Here is a 24,936-nt window from a genome sequence, read left to right as displayed (position 1 = left end):
TGTACCCGATGAATTGGCTATTTACTCCAACTGTCCTTCAGCGTGGTGGCTCGGTTAAACACCGGGTTATCCAAGGTATTGTCTTTCAGGTCATGAACAAAATAACCATGGCGCTCGAATTGATAAACCGTCCCGGTAAAAGCGTCTTTCAATCCCGCTTCCAGATAGGCTTTCACTTCGGTCAGTGAATCGGGGTTCAGGCTGTCCATGAAGTTCTTGCCGCCAGAATCAGGATGCTCTTCTGTAAACAAACGATCATAAAGGCGCACGGTGGCGGGCAGGCAATCTTCTGCATCCACCCAGTGAATATTGCCTTTCACCTTGTAGTTGTCTGCACCAGGCGTGCCCGATTTGCTGTCCAGAAACACTTGGGCATGCACAGCTATCACCTTGCCGTTTTCATCTTTGTCGCAGCCGGTGCATTCAATCACGTAGCCATAGCGCAGGCGCACTTTGTTGCCCGGGAACAAACGGAAAAACTTTTTCTCCGGATTTTCCTGAAAATCCTCCGCTTCAATCCACAGGCGCTTGCCAATGGTGAACTGGCGCACGCCCCAGTGCGGTTGGTGTGGGTGAACAGGTGCGGTGCACAAATCAGCCCAATCCTCATCGACGTTGTCCAGGATCAAGGGGATGGGGTCCAATACCGCCACCGCCCGATGTGCCACTGGGTCTAAGGTGTCGCGCAGTGCGCCTTCCAGCACCGAGTAATCAATCCAGGAATCGGATTTGGACACGCCAATGCGGGCACAAAACAACTGAATGGCCTCAGGTGTGTAGCCGCGGCGGCGCAAACCGACAATGGTCGGCATGCGGGGGTCATCCCAGCCGCTCAGTTTATTTTCAGTCACCAATTGCTGCAATTTGCGCTTGCTTGTGACTACATAACTCAAATTCAATCGGGCAAACTCAACCTGCTTGGGCAAGGGGTGGCTCAACAAAGGCTTTAGTACCCCACCATCGGCGGCTTGGTGTTCACTGGCCAGGTTCTTCAGCAACCAGTCATAAAACGGGCGTTGGTCTTCAAATTCAAGTGTGCAAAATGAATGGGTAATGCGTTCCAGCGCATCCTCAATCGGGTGCGCAAAGGTGTACATGGGGTAAATGCACCATTCATCGGCTGTGCGGTGGTGAAAGGCACGTCGAATGCGGTAGATGGCCGGGTCGCGCATATTCATATTGGGGCTGGCCATGTCAATTTTGGCACGCAGCACAGCCGCACCATCGGGCAGCTCACCCGCACGCATGGCCCGGAAACGCGCCAGGTTCTCGGCAGCCGGGCGATTCCTGAAAGGTGAATCAACGCCAGCTTGTGTCAAGGTGCCACGATTGGCACGCATGTCGTCGGCATTTTGTTCGTCCACATACGCCAGACCTGCCTGAATCAGGAATTCAGCCGCCTGATACATGAAGTCGAAGTAATCACTGGCGTAGTACAGGTTGTCGTCGCCGAAACTTTCCCAGCGAAAACCCAGCCAATGCACAGCATCCAGAATGGAATCAGCGAATTCTTCGCTTTCCTTCTCAGGGTTCGTGTCGTCAAAACGCATGTGGCAAGCGCCACCATATTCTTTGGCCAAACCAAAGTTCAGGCAAATGGCTTTGGCATGGCCTACGTGCAAGTAGCCGTTGGGCTCAGGCGGAAAACGCAAGCGAATAGTTGCGGGGTCAGCGGGGGCACCTTCATGCACATCGGCCCCGCCGGGTTTTCCGGCCCATGGGCGCACCTGATACTCGGGCTTTTTCAAGTCCGCATCAATGATGTTGCGAAGAAAATTGGAGGCTGGGGCATTTTCAGCCCCAGCAGTGGTGTTTTTGTTTGCAGAATCAGACATCAGCACATCCTGTTGGCGAATGCGCTGATGTTAGCAAAAACAAGCCTTAGGCAACGGCCAAGGCCTCGCCCTTCTTGGAAGAAATTCCAGTAAATGCGAAATCCAGTTCAGGCTGCTTGCCGTTCATGATTGAAGCAATTGATCGGCCTGAGCCACAGGAGTGAGTCCAACCCAATGTGCCATGACCTGTATTCAAGTACAGGTTTGATATTTTGGACACACCAATGTAAGGCACATTCGAAGGTGTTGCAGGGCGCAAACCGGTCCAGTACACAGCCTGCTCTGGGTCGGCCATGCCGGGGAACAGCTCCATCACGCGGCGGGTGATGGCCTGGCAACGTACATGGTTCAGGTTGGTGCTGTAGCCGTTCAGTTCGGCAGTGCCCGCGATGCGCAGCTTGTCGCCCAAGCGGCTAAACACCAGTTTGTACTCGTCGTCGGTCAGGCTGACTTGCGGTGCCTTGCTGGCATCGTCAATTTGCAGCGTGGCTGAGTAGCCTTTGGCGGGGTAAATCAACAAATCCACGCCCAGATCTTTCACCAACATGGGGCTGTAGCTGCCCATGCACAGCAGGTACTTATCGGCCTTCAGCACTTCGACTTGACCATCCGCGCCGCGAACACGCACGCCGCTGATTTGGCCACCTTCAGTGTCCAAACCCAGAATGGCTGTGTCGTATTTGAATTCAACGCCCTTGGCTGCACACAGCTTGGACAGGTTTTGCGTGAACACATGCGCATCGCCGCTTTCGTCGGCATCGGTGAATGTGGCACCGGCAATTTTGTCTTTCACAGTGGCCAAAGCGGGTTCAAGGCGCACAGCCTCGTTGGCATCGATTACTTTGCGGTCGCAACCAAACTCGCGCATGATCTCGGCGGGTTCCAGTGCATCATCAAATTCTTGCTGGTTGGTGTAAAAGTGCAAAATGCCTTTGGTCAGGCAGTTGTATTCAATGCCGGTCTCGGCGCGCAACTCTTGCAGGGTGCTGCGGCTGAACGTGCCCAGGTTCACCATTTGAATAATGTTGTGACGGGTTTTTTCAGGGGTACATTCACGCAGAAACTGCATACCCCAGCGCCATTGGCGGGCATCGGCGCGCAGGCGGAACAGCAACGGTGCGTCTTCGCGCATCAGCCACTTCAGCACTTTTTTAGGCGCGCCTGGGTTGGCCCAAGGTTCAGCATGGGATACAGAAATTTGGCCACCATTGGCAAAGGAAGTTTCCATGCCTGCGGCAGGCTGACGATCAACCACGGTGACGTCAAAACCTTCTTTTTTCAAAAACCAGGCAGAAGTAATGCCGGTAACACCAGCACCAAGAACAATAGCTTTCATGAGGAATAGGCTCCACGAACAGTAAAAAGGGCTTTCGGCAAACCATTTGCCTTGTAGCCCCTCTCTGTCCATTTGCCTGAAAGATTCACAACGGGTTGCGTTGCTTGCCTCTTCGGCGGCTGTACTTACGCGGCGATTGGCCGCGCACAGCGCTCTCCAGATTTGATTTTCTGAACCTGTACTGAAGCCTGAGCGTTCATGGGGATTGCGCCTTCGGCGAACCGGCACAGGTGTATGCCAGTTACTCTCCAGATTCAGGTTTTGATTGTACTCCTGTGAATCTGGAGAAGCCAGTCTAAATTATTTCTTCAATGAATCGCGAATTTCACGAAGCAGAAGAATGTCTTCAGGTGTGGGGGCTGGTGCGGCTGGCGCGGCGGCCTCTTCTTTGGCCAAGGCCGCCGTCAACTTGCCGACCTGACGAACCATCATGAAAATGATAAAAGCCAAAATAATGAAATTAATCAGAACCGAGATAAAACTCCCATAAGCCAACACAGGCACACCGGCGGCTTTCACCGCTGCAAGTGTTGGCTCAACATTCGCAGGAATGTCCGCCAACGGCAAATACAGGTTTGAAAAATCGAGACTGCCAAAAATACGGCCCACAACCGGCATAATCACGTCATCGACCAGACTTTTCACGATGCCGCTGAATGCGCCACCGATAATCACCGCCACGGCCAAGTCAACCACATTGCCCTTTACTGCGAACGCCTTGAAGTCTTTGAGTAAACTCACGCTACCTCCTGTTTGATCCAGTTAAATGTATACAAATGTAAAAGTCCAATACCCGCGCAGATTATCGCCGTGGAATCCTTTCAGGGCAATACGGCAGGTGCACGGTGGTGATAAAATCGCACCTCTTTGATTCAACTACAGAAAGTGAGCCATGGCAGGACACAGTAAATGGGCCAACATTCAACATCGCAAAAACCGCCAAGATGAAAAACGCGGCAAGGTGTGGACCAAAATCATTCGTGAGGTCAGCGTTGCAGCCCGAGTAGGCGGCGGCGATGTGGCTACGAACCCCCGTTTGCGACTGGCCATTGAAAAAGCAGCTGACGCAAACATGCCCAAGGACAACGTACTGCGCGCGATTGCCAAGGCCACTGGCGAAGCTGAAGGTGTGAATTACGAAGAAATTCGTTATGAAGGCTATGGCGTGGGCGGTGCAGCGGTAATTATCGACTGCATGACCGACAACCGGGTGCGCACTGTGGCTGAAGTTCGTCACGCGCTGACCAAGCACGGCGGCAATTTGGGCACCGATGGTTCGGTTTCTTTCATGTTCAAGCATTGCGGGCAATTCATTTTTGCCCCGGGCCACAGCGAAGACGCGATTATGGAAGTGGCTCTGGAAAATGGCGGCGACGATGTACTTACGTCTGACGACGGCGTGATTGAAGTCACCTGCCCCGTACCTGAATTCCACACATTGAAAACAGCTTTTGAAGCTGCGAACATGAAGTTCGAGAATGCCGAACTGACCATGAAGCCAGCCAGCGAAACCGAGCTGGAAGGCGACGATGCCATTCGCATGCAGAAGATTATCGACATGCTGGAAGATCTGGATGATGTGCAGCAGGTTTACACCAACGTCATCATCAACGAATAAAAAGTACGGAGCACTGCAAACATGAAAATTTTGGTGATTGGATCGGGCGGCCGCGAACACGCCATGGCGTGGCGCATTTGCCAAACCCCAGGTGTAACAAAGGTATTTGTTGCGCCCGGCAATGGCGGCACTGCACTGGAAGCCAAAATGGAAAATGTGCCGATCAGCGACCTCGGCGAATTGGCTGATTTCGCGACCAAAGAACAGGTACACCTGACCGTGGTGGGCCCAGAAGCACCGCTGGCAGCTGGTGTGGTTGACCTGTTCCGCCAACGCGGCCTGCGTATTTTTGGGCCAGCCAAACTGGCTGCGCAACTGGAAAGCTCGAAGGACTATGCCAAGGCCTTCATGAAGCGCCACAAAATTCCAACTGCCGAATACGAGACATTCACCGACGCGGCCAAGGCCCACGATTATGTAAACGCCAAGGGTGCGCCCATTGTGATCAAGGCCGATGGCCTGGCCGCGGGCAAGGGCGTGGTTGTGGCTATGAGCCTTGAAGAAGCCCACCAAGCGATTGACGACATGTTGTTGGGCAACAGCATGGGCAGCGCCGGTTCACGCGTTGTCGTTGAGGAATTTCTGGAAGGCGAAGAAGCCAGTTTCATCGTGATGGTGGATGGCGTGAACGCTTTGGCCATGGCCAGCAGCCAGGACCACAAACGCCTACTGGATGGCGACCAAGGCCCCAATACTGGCGGCATGGGCGCATACAGCCCTGCCCCAGTTGTAACACCCACTATGCATGCCCGCGTGATGCGCGAAGTAATTTACCCCACCATTGCCGGGATGAAAAAAGACGGCCTTGTGTACACCGGCTTTTTGTACGCGGGTTTGATGATCGACGACAAAGGCGACATCAAGGTGCTGGAATTCAATTGCCGCATGGGCGACCCCGAAACCCAGCCCATCATGATGCGTCTGAAAAGCGACTTTGTGAATTTGCTCGACCACGCCATTGATGGCACCTTGGACAAAGTAGAGGCTGAGTGGGATCGCCGCACCGCGCTGGGCGTGGTAATCGCCGCGCACAACTACCCACAAACCCCACGCACAGGCGACGAAATCACCTTGCGAGCCGAGGCCAGCGACGAAGCGGTTGTATTTCATGCAGGCACTGTTGAGAAAAGCGGCAAGGCAATGACTGCAGGTGGCCGAGTGTTGTGTGCCACAGCCTTGGGCGACACGGTGCGCCAAGCACAGGCCAAAGCCTATGAACTGGTCGACACGGTTAGCTTTGATGGGATGCAGTTCCGCAGCGACATCGGCTACCGCGCCATCAACAGAAAATAAAAGGTTTACCCAACATGACACCTTCTGAGCTGAACCAGGTCAAGCAATACCTTCAAGGGCTGCAAGCCAGCATCATTGAAGGCATTGGCCAGTTCGAAAGCAAACCGTTTTTGAACGACTCCTGGGAACGGTCTGAAGGTGGAGGCGGTTGCAGCCGAGTGCTGGAAGAAGGCAGTTTGCTCGAGCGTGGTGGTGTCAATTTCAGCCATGTGATGGGCGACAAACTGCCCGGCTCGGCCACTGCCAGCCGCCAAGGCCTTGCTGGTGCCAGCTTTGAAGCCATGGGCGTTTCGCTGGTATTTCACCCGCGCAACCCCTATGTACCCACCGTGCACATGAATGTGCGGCTGTTTGCGGCCACTACGACAGAGGGCGAATCGGTGTGGTGGTTCGGTGGCGGCATGGATTTAACGCCGTATTACGGCTTTGAAGAGGACGCGAAACACTTTCATCAAAGCTGCAAGAACGCGCTGGACCCCTTCGGTGCGCATTACCACGCCAAATTCAAGAAATGGTGCGACGAATATTTTTACCTGAAACACCGCAAAGAACCCCGCGGTGTGGGCGGTGTGTTTTTCGATGATTTCTCCGAACTGGGTTTCGAACAAAGCTTCGCGATGACCCGCAGCGTGGGCGATGCTTTTTTGAAAGGCTACCTGCCGATTGTTGAGCGACGCATGAACATGGCCTACGGCGAACGTGAGCGCGACTTTCAGGCCTATCGACGTGGCCGCTATGTTGAATTTAATTTGGTGTTCGACCGAGGCACCCTGTTTGGCCTGCAAAGCGGTGGTCGTACGGAATCAATCCTCATGAGCATGCCCCCGCAGGTGAAATGGCGCTACGACTGGCAACCCGAAGCGGGTAGCGCTGAGGCAAGGCTATACACCGATTTTTTGGTGGACAAGAAGTGGGTTTAGTTACAATTTTTGAACAACGGTAGATCTCAATTATTCCGCTCATGAGAAGGGGTTCATGTCAATAGGAGTTCCTAATGCCAGCGGCCAATTCAGCGAGGTCGTTATCATCCGCGCGAACATGGTCATGCGAAGAAATGTATCCTTCATAACGCTCAAAAAACTTGTCCACGCGAGACGATATTTTCTTGAACTTTGAATCGCTTCCTGTCCCATGCATTGGAAATAACTTGCAGTGCAAGTGATCTACACCATAGCCCTCAAATATCACCCCAGTTCGACCAACCTCAGGGAAAAAACCATCCAAAATCTTGGCAACTTTTTGGCTTGCGAGAATCAATCCCGCCACCTCTTCCTCAGGCTGTTCGAAAATGTAACTGGACAGGTGCTTTTTTGGAACAACAACACTAAATCCTTTGGTATTTGGAAAAATCGACAGAAAGGCCAAGTATTTGTCATCTTCCCAGATTTTATGTGAAGGCTGTTGACCGCTCACAATTTGACAGAAAATACAGTCCATTAAGTAGTCCCATATGAATGAGCACGGTAATCCCTCGGAAAAACTTCCGCTCTCCAATGTGAAACGAAAGATGCCTTGAATTCACGGGCATCTGAGAATGTAATTGCGTGAAACGCCAATGATGAAACTTGCCCTGCTAACTCAGTGTTTGTAGGGCCAAAGCTAGGCCCAATAAACCAAGGGTTTCTTGTCCAGTCAAGACACGCAGCAGATGATGGTGAAGTTCCGCCAACAATATAAGAGACTTTCAAATAAGAATGAAAATACCCCGCAGTAATCAACTTAATCACATGCCTTTTCGCAAGACCTGTCAAATATTGATCACCCACCCCAAGGGGCTCATCAGCGGTCAAAATAACCAAATCATAACTTTCGACAAAACGCTCCAAGACTGACTCGAATCGACGCGAGCCCAAGAAGCAGTTGTTTCTTATCCATTTCCAATCTCCAAGTTAGATTTCATTAAAAGGAAATTGACCTGATCAGATCGAAAACAATATTAATAAATTTAAGTAAAATTGTAAACGCGAATTGAAATCATTTTTATTTACAATTTATTTCTGGTGAAAATCATTACCAGTCTCGAGATTGACGTTACCAAGCGATATCTTGACTTAGTCCGAAGAGATTTCATCTCATGAGGTAGACTCCCAACCTCAACCACTCTTAACTCAACTCGATGCCAACTCGGCAAATTTGCATCATCGGCGGCACGTTCAACCCCATCCACATGGGGCATTTGCAAATGGCGCGCTCAGCTCAGGCCCAATGCATGGCCGATGAGGTGTGGTTCCTGCCCGCGGGCCAACCCTGGCAAAAGCCCAACTCGGATTTGGCCCCTGCCGACGTTCGCAAAAAACTGGTTGAACTGGCCATTGAAGGCGTTCATTCCTGGCGTGTAGAACCCTTCGAGATTGAACATGAAGGCCCCACCTACACAGTGGAAACACTGGAAAAACTCTCGGAACTGCACCCCGATTGCAAATTCGCATTTGTGATTGGCGCGGACCAACTTGCCAACCTGAGCAACTGGAAACACTGGCAAAGCCTGTTCGATTACGCCCGGATTGGCGTCGTGGACCGCACACAATGGGGCGATTTTCAGGTACCCGAGGCTTTAAAACGACACTTGCTTCAAGACCGTTTGTTTCGCATCCCCATGCCCAGCGTGAACATCAGTTCAACGCAAATTCGCAGGCAGTTTGAGCTTTTACACTCGGGCAACACCGAAGTTCGGGAAACCGCGCGGTTCAAACTGGAGGCCAGCCTGCCGACAACCGTGTTCAAACACCTGCAACAGCACCCAGTTTATGGTCGCGCCCAGCCCTGAAAGTTGTTAGAATTCAGGCAATTAACAAACCTTTGGAATTGCATGGAATTGCGTAAACTACAGCGCGTGGTCATCGACGCGCTAGAAGACATCAAAGCTCAAGACATTGCCATCTTTGATACCACACACCTCACCGGTGTTTTTGACCGGGTCATCATCGCCTCAGCCTCATCGAACCGCCAAACCCGCGCTTTGGCCAACAATGTGCGTGAAAAAACCAAGGAAGCCGGTGGTGAAGTGTTCAGCACCGAGGGTGAAGACACTGGCGAATGGGTACTGGTCGACTTGGGCGATGTGGTGGTGCATTTAATGCAACCTGCCATTCGCGAGTACTACAACCTGGAAGAAATTTGGGGTGGCAAGCCCGTGCGCATGAAGTTGAACCCGCACAGCCTGAGCAAACCCATGCCTGGCGTGGATTACTTTCCGCAGCAGGCCGAGGCTTATTCAAGCCAGTACAACTAAGTTTTTCTTTTCGCTTTGAAAATCCATGTCATCGCCCTGTCTCACAAAATCGAGCCTTGGGCGCAACAAGCGGTTGATCAGTTTCAGAAGCGTTTCCCGAACGACTGGAAGCTGACCATCAAAGAATTGAAACCCGAAGACCGGTCTGCAGGCAAACCTGTGGACCAGATACTCGCCAAGGAAGCCGAGCGCATTCGTGCGGCCATACCCAGCGGCGCAAGGGTTGTGGCACTGGATGAACGCGGTGAACGCCACACCAGCAAGGCACTTGCCGAGCAACTTCAGAAATGGCACAACAGCAGTGAAACCCTGTGCCTGCTGATTGGCAGCGCAGACGGCCTGGACGAAACCTTGAAACAACAATGCCAGGGCATGTGGCGGCTTTCCGACCTTACACTGCCCCATGCACTGGCGCGCGTGTTGCTGGTGGAAGCGCTTTACCGCGCATTTTCCATTACCATTGGTCATCCGTACCACCGCGAATAAACCCCACCATGAACGCAGCTGTTCTCCCCGAACACAGTGGCTTACCGGCCCAGGTTTGGCTTGCTTCACGCAGCCCACGCAGGCGGGAATTGCTTCAAACCCTGGGCTTGCAAGTGCAAGTTTTTCTGGCCCAGAACACCCCGGAAGCAGAAGCACTGGAAGCGCCCTTCGAGAATGAAGACCCCTTGCTTTACGTACAACGCGTGACACAACTCAAACTGAATGCAGCGCTAAAAGCCATGCGTGAACAAGAAATAAGCGGCTTGGTTCTGGCCGCCGACACCACGGTTGCGCTGAATGGCAATATTCTGGGCAAACCGCAAAATGCGGCAGAAGGCCTTCAAATGTTGCAAAGCCTGTCCAACAACACCCACGAAGTTCACACTGCCGTGGCAGGTGCCTGGCTTAACAAAAACGGTGCTGTCGACGCTGAGAAAAACACCGTACAAACATCGCATGTTGAATTTGCATTGCTTCCTGAAACCTTCATCCACGCTTACATCGCCAGCGGCGAGCCTTTCGACAAAGCGGGTGCCTACGGCATTCAGGGGATCGCAGGGCAATACGTTCGTCACATTTCCGGCAGTCATTCTGGCATTATGGGTTTACCACTGTTTGAAACCAGCGAATTGATGCGCCATATCCAAACGGTGGCCCAGGCTACAAAAAGAATCGATTAATACCCAAGAAGCAAAAGATGATCAACGAACAAATACTGGTGAACGTGACACCGCAGGAAACGCGCGTGGCCATTGTTCAACACGGTGCAGTGCAAGAACTTCACATTGAACGCACGTCCACCCGAGGCATTGTGGGCAATGTGTACCTAGGCAAGGTGGTGCGCGTGCTACCCGGCATGCAATCGGCCTTCGTCGACATTGGCCTGGAACGCGCAGCCTTTTTGCATGTGGCCGACCTGTGGGAACACCGCACGTACAACCACCATCAATCCAAGCAAAACGGCAACCCGCCGCCCGCCATTGAAAAAATGGTGTTCGAGGGGCAAACCATTATCGTGCAAGTGAGCAAAGACCCACTGGGCACCAAAGGCGCCCGTTTGACCACGCAAATCAGCCTGGCTGGCCGCATGCTGGTGCACCTGCCGCAAGACCCACACATTGGTGTGTCGCAGCGCATCGAGAATGAGGACGAACGGGAAGAACTGCGGGCCAAGCTGACCCGCCTTTTGCCCGAGAACACGGGTGGCTTTATTATTCGCACCCATGCTGAAGAGGCCACCGATGAAGAGCTGACCGCAGATGTGAACTACCTGCGCACGCGCTGGCGCGAAATGCTGGAATTGACCCGCACCAAGCCCGCGCCCAGCCTGATTTACGAAGACCTGACCATGGCGCAACGTGTGGTACGCGATTTGGTGAGCGCCGACACACAGGCCATTTTGATCGATTCGAAAGAAACCCTGAAAAACCTGCTGACCTTTGCTGAAACCTACGCACAGGAAACCAAAGACCGCCTGCAACTACACCAAGGCGAGCGGCCATTGTTTGAGCTGTACAACATTGAAGACGAATTGCAAAAGGCGCTGGGCCGCCGGGTTGAGCTGAAATCGGGTGGTTATGTGATCATCGATCAAACCGAAGCGCTGACCACAATCGATGTGAACACTGGCGGCTTTATCGGCGCACGCAACTTTGAAGAAACAGTGTTTAAAACCAACCTTGAAGCCGCACACGCCATTGCGCGACAACTGCGCCTGCGCAACCTGGGCGGCATCATCGTGATCGATTTCATCGACATGAGCACCGAGGAACACAAAAAAGCGGTGCTTTCGGAACTTCAAAAAGCCCTGGACCGCGACCGCGCCAGAACCAGTGTCACCGACTTCTCTGCCTTGGGTTTGGTGGAAATGACCCGCAAGCGCACCCGCGAAAGCCTGGCGCATTTGCTGTGCGAGCCCTGCCCAAGTTGCCAAGGCAAGGGGCAGGTTAAAACAGCCCAAACAGTGGCCTATGAAATCATGCGGGAAATTGTGCGGGAAAGCCGTCAGTTCAACCCCAAAGAATTTCGCATTCTGGCAAGCCCGGCAGTCATCGATCTGTTTCTGGAAGAGGAAGCACAGCACTTGGGCATGCTGGAAGAGTTTGTGGGCAAGCCAATTACCTTGCAGGTTGACAATCTGTTTGTGCAGGAACACTACGACATTATCCTAACCTGAACACCGATGAATTTAAGTCAAGCCAGCCACCAACGCCTCGAACTTCTAGCCCAAGACAGCGGCAAGCGCGTGTTGTTGCCCTGCCCTTTGAGTCAGCGTGAATTCGACTTTTCAAGCAATGATTATTTGTGCCTGGCCCAGCGGGGCGACATTGTGCAAGCAGGCCATGAATGTGCGAAGAAATACGGTGCAGGTGCAACAGGCTCGCGTTTGTTGTCGGGCAATCTGGAATGCTTTGAAGCACTGGAGGCACAGGTCGCACAATTCAAAAACGCAGAGGCTGCGCTTGTATTTTCAAGCGGCTACCAGGCCAATGCCAGCGGGCTTGCCGCGCTGCTTGAGAAAAGCTTGTGGGGTGGCATGGTTGGTGGTACTGAGCCGCTGGTGTTCACCGACCGCTTGAACCACGCCAGCCTGCACCACGCCTGCCAGTTGGCAGGGGTGAAGCAAATTCGGTTTCGTCACAACGACATGGCGCACTTGGCTGAGTTGCTCGATAAGCACGCTGAATCATCTCAGCCAAAAATCATTGTGTCGGAAACTGTTTTCGGCATGGAAGGTGATCTGCTTCCGATTGAAAATCTCGCCGAACTCGCCTTGCAACATCAAGCGGTGGTGTATCTCGACGAAGCCCATGCCACTGGCGTGTGGGGGCCGGAAGGCAGGGGCCTTGGTGCGATTCAGCACCCCGCAATTGATGCACTGAAGGCCATGGGACACTGGGTGATCATGGGCACCTTCAGCAAGGCTGTGGGGGTCAGCGGTGCGTACATTGCTTGCAGCGAAATATTCAAACAGTACCTGGTGAACCGTTGCACCGGCTTTGTGTATTCCACAGCGCCTTCGCCTTTCGTGATTGGCGCGGTGAGTAAGGCGCTGGAAATTATTCCTGGCCTGAACAAGGAACGCACCGCGCTGCACACAGCCGCCGAAACACTGCGAAAGCGTGTGCATGAACTGGGTTTTGACACCGGCCTGTCGAACACCCACATTGTGCCGCTGGTGGTGGGCAGCAACACTGCGTGCCTTGAACTCAAAGCCCATTTGCAGCAAGTGGGTATTCGAACCTCTGCTGTACGCCCGCCCACGGTGCCGCCCAATGCTGCGCGAGTTCGGCTTGCACTGAACACAGGTCACACCCTTGCAGTGTATGAACAACTGCTCCACGCGCTGAGCAACTGGAAGGTGAGCGCATGAAGCAGCCGGAAATTACCCAAGTGCTGTTGCTGGCCCATGGCTGGGGTTACAACCACCGATTCTTCAATGCCCTGTTGAATTCGCTGCCCGCCAGCACGCGCAACTCCACGCTGTTTGTTTGCCTGGAAGCCGGTTACTTTCCGGAACAGGCCAAGCAAGGATTGATGATTTTCACGGCAGGTATCAACACGCCAGGCCAGTGGGTACATTACCCCGCAGAAGTGCTGCACAGCCTGGTGTTGGCGTATGCTGAAGTACCCTGGCTGGGCCTGGGGCACTCGCTGGGCTTTTCCAAACTGCTCGATTTTTCAGTGCGCTGGCACAGCATGCTTAGCGTGCACGGCTTTACGCACTTTACAAACAACCGTGTGCTTGGGCGCATGATCCGCAAGGCCGAACAGAACATGGCCGAAGTGCTGGCCGACTTTCACAACCGTTGCGTGCACAATGCGCAATGGGCCACTTTGGACGAACAAACCTTGTTGGCCGACCTGCGCAGCATGCAAGAGTTAAACGCTGCGAATGCATTGCAACAGGCCCTTTCACAGGGTGCAGAATTGCATGCGTGGGCCAGCAACACCGATGAAATCGTGCCCATGGCCTTGACACTGCAATGCTTCGAGAACCACTTGAAACATCAAAACCGCACACTGCACACACTGGCTTCCGAACACGCAGGCATTGCCACCGCGCCTGCGCGGTATACTGACACCTTGTTGCCCTTGCTAAGCCAGCATTAATTTCAAGCCACATTGAAATGTCTGAAAACGCCTTGCCGCGAAAACTGAATTCAGCCCACGCTGCCTCACGCCGCTTTTCCGACGCTGCCCGCGACTACGATCACCATGCGCGCGTTCAAAAACATTCAGCCCAACACCTTTGTCAGTGGCTGGATCAAATGCTGCCTGCCGATTTCAACCCCAAAGCGTGTGTCGATGTGGGCAGTGGCACCGGTTTTTTAACCGAGCATTTGCTGAACAAATACCCCGAAAGCGCAGTACACGCAGTCGACCTGGCGCAGGGTATGTTGACCGAGTTAAAACGCAAATACCCCACAGAACGCTTGCACACCCACTTGCTCAATGGCGAGGAACTGGCCGTAGAACACCTGTGGATTCCCAACCATTCCTTGTTGGTGTCGGGCATGTGCGCACAATGGTTCAGCAACATTGAAGAGGCCATTCGACGTTGGCTTTCAGTGTCGAACACAGTGGCCTTCAGCGTGCTGCTGGATGGCTCCTTTCAAGCCTGGGAAGTGGCACACGAAGACACCGGGCAAACCAGCGGTTTACGCCCCTTGCCCAGCGATGACGACTTACAAGACATCATGAACGCGCTGGTGGCCGAAGGCATTGCGGCAAGTACTGCACACCACACCAAAAACTTTCTGGACCACCATCCCGATGGGCTTTCATTTGCACGCAGCCTGCGTGCCATTGGCGCAGACCAACCGCGCATAAACCACACACCAGTGAACTTGCGCAAAGTCATCTCTGCACTTGGGGACGCCTGCACCATGAACTACCACATCGGTTTTTATTACCTGGAACGGCCGTGAAACATTTGTTTGTGACAGGCACCGACACCGGCATTGGCAAAACAATCACCAGCGCCTGGCTGTGCAAACACTGGCAAGCGGATTATTGGAAGCCCGTGCAAAGCGGGCTTGAAGGCGGCAGCGACAGCGGATGGATTGCGCGCCTCAGCGGCTGCGCTGTGCACCCGGAAACTTATCGGCTAACACAACCACTCTCGCCTCACCAGGCGGCCGATATCGATGGCGTCAAAATTCAGCTGAGCGATTTTGTGTTGCCCACAGCCGATCGACTGGTGATTGAAGGCGCAGGCGGCTGCCTAGTGCCTCTGAACTGGCGCGACACCATGCTCGACCTGATGAAACACTTGGGCAGCTGTGCCCTGCTGGTGGCCCGCAGCGGGCTTGGCACCATCAACCACACCTGCCTTTCACTGCAAGCCTTGAAAGCCGCTGGTGTGCCGGTGCTGGGTGTGGTGTTGGTGGGTGAAACAAACCCCGCCAACCGCGAAGCCATTGAGCACTTTGGTGAAGTGCCCGTGTTGGCTGAATTGCCGGTTTTCAGTGAATTAAAGCCACAGGCGCTGGAAGAGTTCGGCATGCCAGATCGCCTTGTTCGCGCGCTTGGCAGCTTGTGAGTTCCCTGACCACATGAAACCACTTTCTCACACTGAATTGCTTGAACTGGATGCACAGTACTGCTGGCACCCGTTCACACAAATGCAAACAGCTGCACCGCCCTTACCAGTGGTTCGTGGTGAAGGCGAATTTTTATTCGATGCCCAAGACAACAAATACTTTGATGCGGTTTCAAGCTGGTGGGTGAACATTCATGGACACGGCAACCCCGCCATTGCACAAGCCATCGCACTGCAAGCGCTTGAACTGGAACATGTGATGTTTGCGGGCGTTACCCACCCCCCCGCAGTGCTGCTAGCCCAGCGCCTGATACACAACGCCCCTGCCCCCATGGCCAAGGTGTTTTACTCCGACAATGGTTCTACTGCCATTGAAGTGGCCTTGAAAATGGCTTTTCAATATTGGCAAAACCAGGGCGTGGGTGGCAAAAAGCGAATTGTCGCGCTGCAAGGCGGCTACCATGGCGACACTTTTGGCGCGATGGCCACTGGCAAGTCCAGCGGCTTTTACGACCCGTTTTCTCCCTGGCTTTTTCAGGTGGATTTCATGCCCACTGGTGTTTGCGCCTGCACTGAAGAAGAAGCTTTGGCTGCACTGGACCAATTGTTGGCCAACAATGTGGGAGAAATCGCCGCGCTGATATTGGAACCCTTGGTTCAAGGTGCCAGCGGCATGCGCTTCATGCGCCCAGCCCACGTGGCTGAATTGTGCAAACGCTGCGAAGCGGCCGGCGTGCTGGTGATATTCGATGAAGTGTTCACCGGCTTTGGCAGAACTGGCACCCTGTATGCCGCCGAGCAAGTGGCGCAGTTCGGCGGCCAGGCCGACATTATTTGTATTTCAAAAGGGCTTACAGGGGGCTTCATGCCCATGGCCGCTACGCTCACCAGCCAAGCGGTGTACGACGCATTTTTAAGTGACCAGGTGGGCCATGCCTTGCTGCACGGCCATTCCTACACCGCCAACCCGCTGGGTTGCGCTGCTGCCTTGGCCAGCTTGGCTTTGTTCGATGAAGAAAGCACATGGGCAAATATTCGGCACATCGAGGCCACTCATCAGCGCTGGCTACCCACCCTGGCTTGCCACCCCCTGATTGAAAACCCACGCGTGTGCGGCACCGTGGCAGCCTTTGAGCTAAAATCCAGTCACAGTCAGTATGGTTCTAGCGCAAGCCAATGGATTCGACAAACGTTTCTGGAGTTGGGCATTGTGGTGCGCCCCTTGGGCAACACCGTGTACTGGGTGCCGCCCTATTGCACCGCCCCTGAAACACTTGAGAACGCTTACCAAACACTGATGCAAGTATTACAACGCTGGGGCAGCCTGATTGCACCTGGCCCCGGAAGCGAATTGTTCTGAAGGATGCACATGGAAAGCCAAATTACCTGGGTTGAAAACAAGAAAACAGCCCCACCCGCCCTTGATACGCAGCGCTGGAGCATTGAGGCCATTGAGGCCTTGTTCGCACTGCCATTCAACGACCTTATTTTCAAGGCACAGCAAGTGCATCGCGAACATTTCGATGCCAACACCGTTCAACTTTCCACCCTGCTGTCGATTAAAACTGGCGGCTGCCCGGAAGATTGCGGATACTGTCCCCAATCGGCCAAGTACAACACAGGTGTTGAAGCTGAAAAGCTGATGCCCATTGATGAAGTGTTAAAAGCGGCCCAAGCCGCCAAGGACAAAGGTGCCACACGTTTCTGCATGGGTGCAGCGTGGCGCAGCCCCAAAGACCACCAGGTTGACGCAGTGGGCGAAATGGTAACAGCTGTGAAAGCCATGGGCCTGGAAACCTGTGTAACCCTGGGCATGCTAAAAGAACACCAGGCCAAACAGCTGCAAGAGGCTGGCCTGGACTATTACAACCACAACCTGGACACCTCGCCCGATTTTTACGGCGACATCATCAGTACCCGTACCTATCAAGACCGCCTGGACACGCTTGATCGCGTTCGCGACGCGGGCATCAAAGTGTGCTGTGGCGGCATTGTGGGCCTGGGTGAAACGGTTACACAGCGTGCAGGTTTAATTGCCCAACTGGCCAACATGGCTGAACCACCCGAAAGCGTGCCAATCAACAATTTGGTGAAGGTGGAAGGCACACCGCTGGCGGATAACGCCGAAATTGACCCACTCGATTTTGTGCGCACCATCGCCGTAGCCCGAATCACAATGCCCACCAGTTTTGTGCGTTTGTCGGCTGGCCGCGAGAGCATGAATGAAAGTACACAGGCGCTTTGCTTCCTGGCGGGTGCCAATTCCATTTTTTACGGTGAAAAACTGTTGGTAACAGACAACCCGGAATTGGAGCGTGACACCAAGTTGTTCAAAAAACTGGGTTTAAAGCGACTTGAGAGCTAAGCAATAAAACCCATTGTTTTTAATCAAGAATTCTTAAACAGCAGGTTCAAATACCTGAGTCAAATCAATGGTTTGGCGGGGTGAAGGCAAGCCTTCTCCCGCTTTATCCACATCAAAAATACGCGCATAATTAAAGCCTTGCATGCGAAACAGCGCAAATTGCTTGAATTGCTGCTGTTTGAAGGGAATAAGAATATGAAAAAAACACTCATTTGTGCCTGCCTTGTGCTGGCACCTGCCTTGGCCAGTGCCCAAGCTGGTGGCGTGACATTGAACATTGATGGGCAAAGCCCACTGAGCAAATGGGGCCGCTGGACCAGTGCCGAGAATGGTGGTCTGGGTTACGGCTTCCGCCTGGGTCAAGACCGCAGTAAAGCGCCAATGGGCGCCCAATGGGGCACCGGTGACTGGGTATTCAAGCTGAGCCGCGAAGAAGGCAACAGATACCCCGATTTGTTCTTTGGTTTGAAAGTGTCCGAGAACCAGCTTCAAACCACCTCGCTGGGCTGCATGAGCAACAGTGGCAGCGCCACGCGCTACAGCAGCACCCTGTGTGGCGTACAACTGGACATGAATTTGCAGTAACTGAGTCAGTTTGAATTGAATGAAAGAAGCACCTGAATAAAACCAGGTGCTTTTTTATTGCCTTGAATCAACGCCTGAGCCTGAAATAGAAAAAGCCACCCGAAGGTGGCTTTTTCAAACTTTGCATTCAAACCAAGCTTAGGCTTGGCATTGAATTAGAAGTTGTGACGCAGACCGATTGTGAAGTTGTCCTGTTCGAACTTTTCACCGGAGTTTACACCAGCAACTACTTCATTCTCCAAGCGGTTAAAACCAACGTAGGTGCGTGTACGCTTGCTGAAGTCGTAGTAGTAAGCGATCTGAGCTTGAGTTACCTCAGAAGGATCAGCCAAGTTGTTACGCTCGGAATCAGCGTAAGCACCGAAAATACCGCTGTTTGCTGTCAAAGGAACAGTTGCTGACAACAGATATTCAGTGTTGCTGTCTTCGCCGTTAACAGCGTTGGTGCCATACAGTGAAGTTTGAGCAACCAAACCTGCCAAGCTGAAAGAACCGAAGTTGTAAGCAGCAACACCTTGAACAGTGCGCTCTGGCTGAGAGGCTACTGTTGGATCTTGAGCTTGCTGGTCAAACATGTTGAAACCACCACCAATTGTCAAGGCGCCAACTTTGTAAGTTGCAGCAACTTCAGTTTGACGTGTTGCGTTTTCCTTAACTTCGCCTGGAGTCAGGTCGTTGTTGGGATTGTTGTTGTTTGCAGCAGTACCAGCCAAGGCGTCGAGGTTGTTACCTGAAGTCATTGCATGACGAGCTTCGATGGCTACGCCAGCGATGTTGGTTTTGTAACCGAATGAGTTGTCCACGCGCTGTACGCGATCAATCGCTACACCAGTGGCCAATGCTGTACCGCCACCACCGATGGTAGTCAAAGGACCGCCTTGGTTAGAAACGCCACCAGTCAAAGAAGCCTGGGTGTACAAAGGAGCAACAGTTTCGTTACCACCGTCTTGCTTACCGGCCACGAATGTACCCCAACCACCCTTCATACCGATGTATGAATGACGACCACCAACACCAGCGTTGGAGTCAGCGGATACTGAGAACTCATAACCAAACACCAGGCTCAAACCACCGCCCAGGTCTTCCTGACCCTTGATACCGAAGCGTGAAGACACGTCTTCCAGGGCGAAGTTACCACCAGTTTGCTGGCCATCGTCATCTTGTGACTGATGATCCAAAGCTTGGTGTACACGACCGTACAAAGTTACGTTTGATGAATCAGCAAATACTGGAGCGGCAAATGCCAGGCCCAGAGCAGCAGCTACTAGCTTCTTGTTCATATTTCACCCTTATTAGTGTTGGTTGAATCTTTGCCGCCATTTCTAGCGGCACGAGAGACAATGTACACGGGGACCCTTGGGCCGACCAACCAAATCGTGGTGTGAGAATGGGGAAATCGGTGTTTTTGTCGCTGACGTGCAACAGGGGAAATTCATCAAACCGATAGTTTTATGACATCAACAATTCGCCAAAATCGCCTTGAAAGCCGCAAAAAGCCTTGCGAATGAAAAACTTAGAATTTCGGAAGTTTCCAAACCCTGGGGCAAAGTGACTGCGCATTGGCACAGCCATTTAACTGTGACTTTTAACCAACAAAAGACGGTCTGAACGACCCATTTCAGCGCAAATTCGGGTGACCGGTTCAGTGGCACAGATCACTCGATCCGCGTAAGCAATCAGGCCCATGGCCTGCGGCATGCCGAGCTGTAAGCACGTGGGGTATTTGTCATTCAAGTGGCGGGCCAGAAGGCGATTGTCTCCAACAATGGCTGCCACGGTAAGTTGCACATTGCTGCCAGGCTGGGGCAGGTGGTTTTGCAGGGCCTGCCACTGAACCTCCAAATTGGCTTGCCCCTCCGCCGCATCAAGAAAAGCCACTGTTTTGATCGAACTGGGCGGTACATTGCGATAAAGCTGAGTGGCATAGGCCAGCGCTTGGGGCCCAGCCAGCAACAAGGGGCGTTCAATTTGAAGAAACAAAGGCAGTTCTTGCTGAATGAAACGGCCATCGACACCCAGCATTTTTTGAACATGCTGAAATTGCACAGCGGCTTGCTGTTTCAATTCAGGCTGGGAAGCCGAAACAGAAACCCCAATACAAAGGTCAAGTTTCAAACCGCGCAGCTTTTTAAACTGGGCACGCTTTTCAAGGTAATAAGAAAGGCGACTTTGCGCGGGGCGGCGGGGCTCCAGCGACTTGAGGGGAATGTAGGCGGGCACCCGTTCGTCCATTTCAAACAGAAACAGGCTTTCACGGGGGCCAAACAAAACCCAGTCGGCACCAGGGTACTCGGCCTGCAATTGCCCCAAGGCGGCACGTGCGGCCAAGGCGTTCTCAAAACCCTGGCCGAACCAAACGCCAACTCGTTGAACCCCTGACATCAGGAGCGACCCAACCGTGGGGTTTGAATGGTGCCCACCAAGCCGTCGATGTTGCTTTGTTTGCCAAACTGGGCCAGCACGATTTGCCTGCCCAGTGCGGCCATGTCGCGGGCTTTGTGCGGCTCGGCAAGCACCATGCCCAGCGCTTGAACCCAAGCCTGTAGCGCACCGGGTGCATGGGGCGCGGGGCACACATAACCAGTGATGCCACTTTGTACGGTTTCAGGCAAGCCGCCTACGTTGCTCACCACCACCGGCACACCCAAGCCCAGCGCCTCAATTTGGCTCATGCCCAAGGGTTCGTAGCTGGAAGGCATCACCAACACATCGGCACGTTTAATCAGTGGCGCAACCGGATTCAGCATACCGGGCAGCAGCACATGCTTGCCCAGCCCCAAGCGCTGCACCTCGGTTTCTATGGCTTGGCGAGTTTCACCTTCACCGGCAGCCACGTACAACAAATTCGGAAACTGGGGCAGCAAGGCTTTCACCACCTGCAACATGAAACTGTGCCCCTTTTCAACCCTGAACATGGCGGCATGGGCAATCACCGGGCGCTGTTGCAGGTCATTCAAGCGGGCATCGAGCTCGGCGGGCAAACCAAGCGCTGCGGAAGCGGCAATACTTTCAAAATCAATGCCCGGATACAGCACTCCGATTTTCTCGGGCAGTACCCCACTGTTCTGCAACAATTGGTCTTTCAAAGCCTGGCTGGGCGTGAAAGTTTGGTCAAACATTTGGTTGTAGGTGAATGCTTTGGCCGGCCCAGGCTGATAGGTGCGCATGCGGATTAATGTGGGCCGGGGCTTGAGCAAGCCAATTTTTACCAAGGCGTGTACGGTGATGGAGCACAAATTGGCGTCATGGCTGCTGTGGCACACCACCGCCACCGGCTTGTGTTGCCGAAGCAAATTGGCCAGCCTTAAAACACTCGGGGGGTGAATGGCATTTCGAAACGCCACAAACTCAACATTCAAACCCAGCTTGTAGGCTTCCTGGGAAATTCGGCTACCTGGCCTGCACAATATATAAGGTGTGTAACCTTTGGCTTTCAGACCCACCGCCTGTTCCAGCAATTGCAGTTCTTGACCACCTATATTTTTGGAACTTTCAGAGAAGAAAATACTGGTCATTTGAATTGGACAACAAAATTGGTAGGAATCACGGTCTATATTCGCTCTGTGTTTGCTCAACGTTTGTGCTGGTTTACTGGCAGTTTAATGCGCCAAAGCACACGCATGGGCGTGAATTCACTCTAATCAATACCGGGTTGAAATACTTTGCAAAAAATTTTGGTGATTAAATTAAGGCACCACGGCGATGTGCTGTTAACCACGGCCTTGTATCACGCCTTGCACGACCAGTTTCCAGGCGCGCAAATTGACACACTGATTTACAAAGAAACCACGCCCCTGCTGCAAAACAATCCGCATTTAAACCGGGTGCTGTGCATTGATCGAAAGCTGAAAGGATTTGTGCGTCTGAAGGCAGAGCTTGGCCTGGCGCTTCAAGTAAGGCGCACCCGTTACGATGCCGTGGTGCATTTGACTGACCAGTGGATTGGCGCCTTGATAGCACGCTTCTCGAACGCACCTGTGCGCGTGCAAATGGCGTATGCCAAGCGTGACAAGGCACTGTGGCATGCTTGCTTCACCGAGCGTATCGTACCCCCACCCCGCGGGCAAGCACACGCCGTGGAGCTGAACCTGCTGTGCCTGCAAGCCCTGGGCATTAATCCCCGCAGTCTGCGCGGTGAAATGGTGTTGCGCCCCAGCCCGGAAAACCTGGACAAAGCCGACGCCTTGTTGGCTGAGCATGGGGTGAACGGACCATTTGTGCTGATTCACCCCGCTGCCCGCTGGCCCTTTAAATGCTGGGAAGACGACAAGTTTGCCGAGGTTGTGGTTCATTTGTTGAACAAGGGTTTGCATGTGGTGCTGACATGCAGCCCCGACCCCGTGGAAGTGACCATGACTGCCGAGATTGAGCGATTGGCGCGTGCGAAATTCTCGCCCGGTCCGAGTCAACTGGTGAATGTGGGTGGAAAGATGAGCCTGCCTTTGCTGGCCGCCTTGTTGAAACTCAGCAAATTTTATGTGGGCGTAGATTCGGCGCCCATGCACATGGCGGCCGCACTGAATGTGCCGCAAGTTGCGCTGTTCGGCCCCTCGTGGGTGCAAGAGTGGCGCCCTTGGTCAGACAAAGCCACAGTGATTTATGCAGGCGATTTTGGGCCGCTTCCCCACCCGGACAGCATCAATACTAACGACACAACCCGTTTGCTGGCAGCCATTCCCACTGAGGTTGTGATTCAGTCGGTGGACAAACTGGCAGATTGATTTTGAATGGAATGCAGGTAATGGTATTTGCCCTGCTTGGCCAGTAACTCTTGGTGAGTACCCTGCTCGATCAGCTTGCCTTGGTCCAGCACAATGATGAAATCGGCTGTGGTCAAGGTAGACAGTCTGTGAGCGATCACCAGCGTGGTTCGACCATGACGCAGGCGCTCCATGTCTTCTTGTACCTCGCGCTCTGCTTCCGAATCGAGCGCTGAAGTGGCCTCATCGAGAATAAGAATGGGGGCGTTTTTGAGGAATGCTCTCGCGATTGAGATACGCTGGCGCTGACCGCCAGAAAGCCGCAAGCCATTGTCGCCCAACACGGTGTCCAGCCCATGTTCAAGCTTTTCAATAAACGGCAGGGCATTGGCCATGCGGGCTGCGTTCAAAATAGCCTCATCACTGGCGCCGCGCATTTCGCCGTAGGCAATGTTGTTGCGCACGGTGTCGTTGAGCAAATGACTTTCTTGAGTAACCACAGCAATTTGTCGACGAAGACACTGCAGGTTCCATTGTTTCAAATCCACGCTGTCTAGCTTGACCACGCCGCTTGTGGGGTCCAGAAAACGGGGCAACAAGTTGATAAGGGTTGACTTGCCACCGCCCGACACGCCCACAATACCCACGGTTTGCCCAGGCTTTACCCACAAATTGATATCAATCAGTGTTGGGGCCTCCGCACCGGGAAAGGTCAGCCCCACTTTGTTGAATTCAATGTAGCCCAAGGCCCGGTCGGTGGTGTGGGTGCCGCTGGAGTTTTCAATTGAACGATCAACCACACGAAATACGTTGTCGGCGGCAGCCAAACCCTTTTGCAATTGCTGGTTGATGTTGGTGAGCCGCTTGACCGGGGCCAGCAACATCATCATCGCGGTCATGAAGGAGGCGAAATCGCCCGCAGTCATGCTGTCGCTTTCCGCCAAAATACCTGCGAAATACACCACAGCTGCCACTGCAGCGGCGAGTATCCACTGAACAATTGCGGAGTTGGCAGCGCTGGTGGCCACCAGCTTCACGCGCGACTTCATGATTTCATCGGCGCTTTTCATGAAGCGATCGGTTTCTACCTTTTGTGCGCCGTAAATTTTGATGATTTTCTGCGCACCAATCACCTCGGAAATGCTTTGTACCAAATCGGCATGGGAAGTTTGCGCACTGTGCGCGAAGCGGTTCAAGCGCTTGGCTGCAACCGATACACCAATGGCGATCAATGGCAGAATTGCAAAACAGATCAGGGTGAGCTGCCAGTTGGTGTAAAGCAAGATAGCCATGAGGCCAATGACAATGGCACCGTCGCGAATCAGCACGGTGATGATGTTGAACCCCGCCTCCGTGACCGCATCCACATTGGTGGACACCGTAGAAATAATCTTTCCAGCGGGTTGTTCTACAAAATACGAATTGGGAAAACGCAAAATGCGGGACAGCATGTCAAAACGCAAGTCGTGAACCACAAGACCCGCCAATTTGGCACTGCAGTATTCATTGATGTAGGTGGCCAAACCGCGCACCAGAAAAAGCACGATGATAATGACGGGCAGCCACTTCGCCATTTCGGTTCGTTCACCCGAAAAGTTCTCGTCAATCAGCGGCTTCATCAGGCTGGCAAACAGGGGCTCGGTGACAGCAGCAAACACCAGGGCCACCAGTGAAGTGGCGAACAACGGCCAGTAACGCAAACTGTAAGACAACAGGCGTTTGTAAAGACCTTTGGCGGTGTAGTCGGTGATTTCGGGCATGCAGCGTGAACGTGGATTGGATGGTCGAAGTTTACACGGTTGTGGGTTGCAAACGGGTGCAAGTCAAGCGTCGCGTGTTTCTTCCCCAATCCGCGCGAATCCCCATCTCTCGCCAGAAAACCTGTATATCCCTTGCTGAGCCTCGCGATGCCTGAGAACGCCCCTCCTAAACAGCGGGTCG

At 53.3% G+C, this 24,936-nt stretch carries 24 protein-coding genes, 1 pseudogene and 1 riboswitch; of the genes and pseudogenes, 16 read left to right on the top strand and 9 right to left on the bottom strand.

Translation table 11 applies throughout. The features are described 5' to 3' along the window. Positions 1-17 precede the first annotated feature (17 nt). The 3 genes from FCS97_RS05425 to mscL all read right to left on the bottom strand — a co-directional run bounded on the left by FCS97_RS05425 (position 18) and on the right by mscL (position 3,912). On the bottom strand, positions 18-1,835 hold the full coding sequence (locus FCS97_RS05425) for a glutamine--tRNA ligase/YqeY domain fusion protein (RefSeq protein ID WP_138517267.1): 1,818 nt from the start codon (positions 1,833-1,835) through the stop codon (positions 18-20). Between the two features lie 46 nt (positions 1,836-1,881). Continuing rightward, a complete protein-coding gene (locus FCS97_RS05420) occupies positions 1,882-3,171 on the bottom strand; it encodes a D-amino acid dehydrogenase (protein WP_138517265.1) in 1,290 nt (429 codons plus the stop codon). Between the two features lie 54 nt (positions 3,172-3,225). Continuing rightward, positions 3,226-3,341: riboswitch (glycine riboswitch) on the bottom strand. Positions 3,342-3,471: 130 nt separating this feature from the next. Then, positions 3,472-3,912, bottom strand: coding sequence for a large conductance mechanosensitive channel protein MscL (gene mscL / locus FCS97_RS05415; protein WP_138517263.1), 441 nt, complete (start codon positions 3,910-3,912; stop codon positions 3,472-3,474). Positions 3,913-4,063: 151 nt separating this feature from the next. Here mscL and FCS97_RS05410 point away from each other — a divergent pair, with 151 nt between their 5' ends. From FCS97_RS05410 to hemF, 3 genes are read left to right on the top strand one after another with little or no spacing between them, the layout of a single operon-like run. Continuing rightward, positions 4,064-4,789, top strand: coding sequence for a YebC/PmpR family DNA-binding transcriptional regulator (locus FCS97_RS05410; protein ID WP_138517261.1), 726 nt, complete (start codon positions 4,064-4,066; stop codon positions 4,787-4,789). 21 nt (positions 4,790-4,810) lie between these two features. Beyond that, a complete protein-coding gene (gene purD / locus FCS97_RS05405; RefSeq protein ID WP_138517259.1) occupies positions 4,811-6,082 on the top strand; it encodes a phosphoribosylamine--glycine ligase in 1,272 nt (423 codons plus the stop codon). A gap of 14 nt (positions 6,083-6,096) precedes the next feature. Beyond that, positions 6,097-7,002, top strand: a complete 906-nt coding sequence (hemF, locus tag FCS97_RS05400) for an oxygen-dependent coproporphyrinogen oxidase (protein WP_138517257.1) — start codon at positions 6,097-6,099, stop codon at positions 7,000-7,002. A gap of 58 nt (positions 7,003-7,060) precedes the next feature. Here the strand turns inward: hemF and FCS97_RS05395 are convergent, their stop codons facing one another. Next, positions 7,061-7,519: an HIT family protein gene (locus tag FCS97_RS05395; protein ID WP_138517255.1), complete on the bottom strand. Its 459-nt coding sequence runs from the start codon at positions 7,517-7,519 to the stop codon at positions 7,061-7,063. Next, entirely contained in the window at positions 7,519-7,908 is a 390-nt protein-coding gene (locus FCS97_RS05390) for a hypothetical protein (RefSeq protein ID WP_138517253.1), read from the bottom strand. The genes FCS97_RS05395 and FCS97_RS05390 overlap by 1 nt, the downstream gene beginning before the upstream one ends. Before the next feature lie 290 nt (positions 7,909-8,198). Between FCS97_RS05390 and nadD the strand changes: the two genes are divergently transcribed. The 12 genes and pseudogenes from nadD to FCS97_RS05330 all read left to right on the top strand — a co-directional run bounded on the left by nadD (position 8,199) and on the right by FCS97_RS05330 (position 18,295). Then, the gene (gene nadD, locus FCS97_RS05385; RefSeq protein ID WP_138517251.1) at positions 8,199-8,849 is read left to right on the top strand and encodes a nicotinate-nucleotide adenylyltransferase; all 651 of its coding nucleotides are present in this window, start codon (positions 8,199-8,201) and stop codon (positions 8,847-8,849) included. Between the two features lie 42 nt (positions 8,850-8,891). After that, the gene (gene rsfS / locus FCS97_RS05380; protein WP_138517249.1) at positions 8,892-9,314 is read left to right on the top strand and encodes a ribosome silencing factor; all 423 of its coding nucleotides are present in this window, start codon (positions 8,892-8,894) and stop codon (positions 9,312-9,314) included. Positions 9,315-9,329: 15 nt separating this feature from the next. Continuing rightward, positions 9,330-9,800: a 23S rRNA (pseudouridine(1915)-N(3))-methyltransferase RlmH gene (rlmH, locus tag FCS97_RS05375; RefSeq protein ID WP_138517247.1), complete on the top strand. Its 471-nt coding sequence runs from the start codon at positions 9,330-9,332 to the stop codon at positions 9,798-9,800. Between the two features lie 8 nt (positions 9,801-9,808). Next, a complete protein-coding gene (locus FCS97_RS05370) occupies positions 9,809-10,480 on the top strand; it encodes a Maf family protein (RefSeq protein WP_138517245.1) in 672 nt (223 codons plus the stop codon). A gap of 20 nt (positions 10,481-10,500) precedes the next feature. Beyond that, positions 10,501-11,976: a ribonuclease G gene (rng, locus tag FCS97_RS05365; protein ID WP_138517804.1), complete on the top strand. Its 1,476-nt coding sequence runs from the start codon at positions 10,501-10,503 to the stop codon at positions 11,974-11,976. 6 nt (positions 11,977-11,982) lie between these two features. Then, positions 11,983-13,173: an aminotransferase class I/II-fold pyridoxal phosphate-dependent enzyme gene (locus FCS97_RS05360; protein ID WP_138517243.1), complete on the top strand. Its 1,191-nt coding sequence runs from the start codon at positions 11,983-11,985 to the stop codon at positions 13,171-13,173. Next, on the top strand, positions 13,170-13,913 hold the full coding sequence (locus FCS97_RS05355) for a hypothetical protein (protein WP_138517241.1): 744 nt from the start codon (positions 13,170-13,172) through the stop codon (positions 13,911-13,913). The genes FCS97_RS05360 and FCS97_RS05355 overlap by 4 nt, the downstream gene beginning before the upstream one ends. A gap of 17 nt (positions 13,914-13,930) precedes the next feature. Then, positions 13,931-14,731 (top strand): methyltransferase domain-containing protein, encoded by an 801-nt coding sequence (locus FCS97_RS05350; RefSeq protein WP_138517240.1) that lies wholly within the window; start codon positions 13,931-13,933, stop codon positions 14,729-14,731. Further along, a complete protein-coding gene (bioD, locus tag FCS97_RS05345) occupies positions 14,728-15,345 on the top strand; it encodes a dethiobiotin synthase (RefSeq protein WP_138517238.1) in 618 nt (205 codons plus the stop codon). Before FCS97_RS05350 ends, bioD begins: the two co-directional genes overlap by 4 nt. Positions 15,346-15,358: 13 nt before the next feature. Then, positions 15,359-16,705: an adenosylmethionine--8-amino-7-oxononanoate transaminase gene (gene bioA, locus FCS97_RS05340; protein ID WP_138517236.1), complete on the top strand. Its 1,347-nt coding sequence runs from the start codon at positions 15,359-15,361 to the stop codon at positions 16,703-16,705. 9 nt (positions 16,706-16,714) lie between these two features. Beyond that, positions 16,715-17,695: pseudogene (bioB, locus tag FCS97_RS05335) on the top strand (biotin synthase BioB); the annotation flags it as partial. Between the two features lie 210 nt (positions 17,696-17,905). After that, positions 17,906-18,295: a hypothetical protein gene (locus FCS97_RS05330; protein WP_138517232.1), complete on the top strand. Its 390-nt coding sequence runs from the start codon at positions 17,906-17,908 to the stop codon at positions 18,293-18,295. A gap of 155 nt (positions 18,296-18,450) precedes the next feature. Here the strand turns inward: FCS97_RS05330 and FCS97_RS05325 are convergent, their stop codons facing one another. The 3 genes from FCS97_RS05325 to FCS97_RS05315 form a co-directional block, all read right to left on the bottom strand. Then, entirely contained in the window at positions 18,451-19,575 is a 1,125-nt protein-coding gene (locus FCS97_RS05325; protein ID WP_138517230.1) for a porin, read from the bottom strand. 292 nt (positions 19,576-19,867) lie between these two features. Further along, entirely contained in the window at positions 19,868-20,677 is an 810-nt protein-coding gene (locus FCS97_RS05320; RefSeq protein WP_138517228.1) for a hypothetical protein, read from the bottom strand. Then, entirely contained in the window at positions 20,677-21,810 is a 1,134-nt protein-coding gene (locus FCS97_RS05315; RefSeq protein ID WP_138517226.1) for a glycosyltransferase family 4 protein, read from the bottom strand. Before FCS97_RS05315 ends, FCS97_RS05320 begins: the two co-directional genes overlap by 1 nt. 162 nt (positions 21,811-21,972) lie before the next feature. Here FCS97_RS05315 and rfaQ point away from each other — a divergent pair, with 162 nt between their 5' ends. Continuing rightward, positions 21,973-23,016, top strand: a complete 1,044-nt coding sequence (gene rfaQ, locus FCS97_RS05310; RefSeq protein ID WP_171035181.1) for a putative lipopolysaccharide heptosyltransferase III — start codon at positions 21,973-21,975, stop codon at positions 23,014-23,016. On the opposite strand, the gene msbA is transcribed toward rfaQ, so the two are convergent. Further along, positions 22,989-24,755: a lipid A export permease/ATP-binding protein MsbA gene (gene msbA, locus FCS97_RS05305; RefSeq protein WP_138517221.1), complete on the bottom strand. Its 1,767-nt coding sequence runs from the start codon at positions 24,753-24,755 to the stop codon at positions 22,989-22,991. The genes rfaQ and msbA overlap by 28 nt on opposite strands. Positions 24,756-24,936 lie beyond the last annotated feature (181 nt).

Origin of the sequence: Limnobacter alexandrii (assembly GCF_005871185.1) — a bacterium.
Classification (GTDB): Bacteria; Pseudomonadota; Gammaproteobacteria; order Burkholderiales; family Burkholderiaceae_B; genus Limnobacter; species Limnobacter alexandrii.
Note: the sequence above shows the minus strand (reverse complement) of the source record. Positions and strands in the feature narration are given on the sequence as shown.